This is a genomic window from Mesorhizobium sp. P2_E9 (assembly GCF_056403815.1).
Window position 1 is genome coordinate 2501 of record NZ_JBFUET010000042.1, and the last position, 3649, is coordinate 6149.

1 tRNA gene and 2 rRNA genes are annotated in these 3649 nt (G+C 53.6%); all 3 read left to right on the top strand.

The annotated features are described in order from the left end of the window. Positions 1 to 267: 267 nt before the first annotated feature. The 3 genes from AC1D05_RS35575 (at position 268) to AC1D05_RS35585 (ending at position 3618) form a co-directional block, all read left to right on the top strand. Positions 268 to 3069: ribosomal RNA gene (locus AC1D05_RS35575) — 23S ribosomal RNA — on the top strand. A 155-nt stretch (positions 3070 to 3224) separates the two neighbouring features. Next, a 5S ribosomal RNA gene (gene rrf, locus AC1D05_RS35580) occupies positions 3225 to 3339 on the top strand. Between the two features lie 202 nt (positions 3340 to 3541). Beyond that, positions 3542 to 3618: transfer RNA gene (locus AC1D05_RS35585), tRNA-Met, on the top strand. The last annotated feature ends 31 nt before the right edge of the window (positions 3619 to 3649 follow it).

Consider the following 3649-nt stretch of genomic DNA (forward strand, 5'->3'; position numbering starts at 1 on the left):
AGAAGATTTGTTCGAACTTCATGAGCCGAAAGGTTTGTGATTTGTCGCCGGGGACGCTCAATCCCTTGCATATGATGGGTTTGCCTAACCGCACCCTCGAACCGATCTCGAGAAGCTGGTCTTTTTGTGCCAATGACATCGAATTGGATCCCGCACAGGATCTGGTTCAGGCGACAATCCTTCGGATTGCGCGGACGCTAATTCCGCAAGGGAGAGGCTGAAGCGACAATCCTTCGGATTGCGCGGATGGGCATTGGCAATGAGAACGATCAAGTGTCTTAAGGGCAATTGGTGGATGCCTTGGCATGCACAGGCGATGAAGGACGTGATACGCTGCGATAAGCTACGGGGAGGTGCGAATACCCTTTGATCCGTAGATTTCCGAATGGGGAAACCCACCTAAGGTACTTGGAAAATCAGAGCAGCAGGGTGACTTGCTGCTGTGGTTTCCAAGTATCGATAATAGGTAACTTACCCTGAATACATAGGGGTAAAGTGGCGAACGCGGGGAACTGAAACATCTAAGTACCCGTAGGAAAGGACATCAACCGAGACTCCGGAAGTAGTGGCGAGCGAACCCGGACCAGGCCAGTGGCGATTGAGAGACAAGCGGAACCTTTTGGAAAGTAGGGCCATAGTGGGTGACAGCCCCGTACGCGTAATGCAATCAATCGTCCTCGAGTAAGGCGGGACACGTGAAATCCTGTCTGAAATTGGGGGGACCACCCTCCAAGCCTAAGTACTCGTGCATGACCGATAGCGAACTAGTACCGTGAGGGAAAGGTGAAAAGCACCCCGACAAGGGGAGTGAAAGAGTACCTGAAACCGATTGCCTACAAACAGTGGGAGCCCGCAAGGGTGACCACGTACCTTTTGTATAATGGGTCAGCGACTTAGTGTGACGAGCAAGCTTAAACCGCTAGGTGTAGGCGCAGCGAAAGCGAGTCTGAATAGGGCGTTCAGTTCGTCGCATTAGACCCGAAACCGAGTGATCTAGCCATGAGCAGGTTGAAGGTAAGGTAACACTTACTGGAGGACCGAACCCATAACTGTTGCAATAGTTCGGGATGACTTGTGGCTAGGGGTGAAAGGCCAATCAAACTCGGAAATAGCTGGTTCTCCGCGAAATCTATTTAGGTAGAGCGTCGACCGAATACCCCAGGGGGTAGAGCACTGGATGGGCTAGGGGTCCTCACCGGATTACCAAACCTAACCAAACTCCGAATACCTGGGAGTACTAGTCGGCAGACACACGGCGGGTGCTAACGTCCGTCGTGAAAAGGGAAACAACCCTGACCTACAGCTAAGGTCCCCAAGTTATGGCTAAGTGGGAAAGGATGTGAGGATCCCAAAACAACCAGGATGTTGGCTTAGAAGCAGCCATCATTTAAAGAAAGCGTAACAGCTCACTGGTCTAAATAAGGGTCTTTGCGCCGAAAATGTAACGGGGCTAAAGCCATACACCGAAGCTTAGGGTTTGGTCCGCAAGGGCCAAGCGGTAGCGGAGCGTTCTGTAAGCTGATGAAGCCATACCCGTGAGGGGTGGTGGAGGTATCAGAAGTGCGAATGCTGACATGAGTAACGTAAGGGGAGTGAGAGACTCCCCCGCCGAAAGACCAAGGGTTCCTGCTTAAAGCTAATCTGAGCAGGGTTAGCCGGCCCCTAAGACGAGGCGGAAACGCGTAGTCGATGGGAACCACGTTAATATTCGTGGGCTTGGAGGTAGTGACGGATCATTGAGGTAGTCCAATCTTATCGGATTGAACGGGCTGCTGCGTGGTTCCAGGAAATAGCTCCTCCTTATAAACCGTACCCGAAACCGACACTGGTGGTCTGGTAGAGTATACCAAGGCGCTTGAGAGAACTATGCTGAAGGAACTCGGCAAATTGCACGCGTAACTTCGGAAGAAGCGTGACCCTTTTCTACGCAAGTAGAGGAGGGTGGCACAGACCAGGGGGTAGCGACTGTTTATCAAAAACACAGGGCTCTGCGAAGTCGCAAGACGACGTATAGGGTCTGACGCCTGCCCGGTGCTGGAAGGTTAAGAGGAGGGGTGCAAGCTCTGAATCGAAGCCCCAGTAAACGGCGGCCGTAACTATAACGGTCCTAAGGTAGCGAAATTCCTTGTCGGGTAAGTTCCGACCTGCACGAATGGCGTAACGACTTCCCCGCTGTCTCCAGCATAGACTCAGTGAAATTGAATTCCCCGTGAAGATGCGGGGTTCCTGCGGTTAGACGGAAAGACCCCGTGCACCTTTACTATAGCTTTACATTGGCATTCGTAGTGGCATGTGTAGGATAGGTGGTAGGCTTTGAAACCTGGGCGCCAGCTCAGGTGGAGCCACCCTTGAAATACCACCCTTATTACTATGGATGTCTAACCGCGGCCCGTTATCCGGGTCCGGGACAATGTATGGTGGGTAGTTTGACTGGGGCGGTCGCCTCCTAAAGAGTAACGGAGGCGCGCGATGGTGGGCTCAGAACGGTCGGAAATCGTTCGCTGAGTGCAATGGCATAAGCCTGCCTGACTGCGAGACTGACAAGTCGAGCAGAGACGAAAGTCGGTCATAGTGATCCGGTGGTCCCGCGTGGAAGGGCCATCGCTCAACGGATAAAAGGTACGCCGGGGATAACAGGCTGATGACCCCCAAGAGTCCATATCGACGGGGTTGTTTGGCACCTCGATGTCGACTCATCGCATCCTGGGGCTGGAGCAGGTCCCAAGGGTATGGCTGTTCGCCATTTAAAGCGGTACGTGAGTTGGGTTCAGAACGTCGTGAGACAGTTCGGTCCCTATCTGCCGTGGGTGTAGGAATATTGAAAGGATCTGTCCCTAGTACGAGAGGACCGGGATGGACGGATCTCTGGTGGACCTGTTGTGGCGCCAGCCGCATAGCAGGGTAGCTATATCCGGACGGGATAACCGCTGAAGGCATCTAAGCGGGAAACCCACCTTAAAACGAGTATTCCCTGAGAACCGTGGAAGACGACCACGTTGATAGGCCGGGTGTGGAAGAGCGGCAACGCTTGAAGCTTACCGGTACTAATAGTTCGATCGGCTTGATCGTTCTCATTCCTTATGCCCATCTGACAAAGTTAGATGGATGGCACAACAAGACCAGCGAACAGCTCCGAGAGAGCACCACGATAGGGATCTCCCTATTGGCTACTCTCTCAGCGCTATTCGCTCAAAAAGCTTCTCGAACAACGTGCGTTTTGCCGACCTGGTGGTTATGGCGGAGCGGCTGCACCCGATCCCATTCCGAACTCGGCCGTGAAACGCTCCAGCGCTGATGGTACTTCGTCTCAAGACGCGGGAGAGTAGGTCGCTGCCAGGTCTGCTAAATGCACGTTGAACTCACATCCAAGCGGACGTGAGTGAAATCTTCTCTCTACGAACAAGGCCCGCCAAGGGACCACGGGCCGCGTAAGCGGCCCTTTCATTTGGTGGTTACCAATACCGCAATCGCCTCAGGCGATCGCAGACTACGCAAGCAAACGCTTGCTCAGATCGGCAAGCAGATGCTTGCCTAGGGTTGGCGCGGGGTGGAGCAGCCCGGTAGCTCGTCAGGCTCATAACCTGAAGGTCACAGGTTCAAATCCTGTCCCCGCAACCAAACATAAAACGGCCCGCCTGGCGCAAACCAG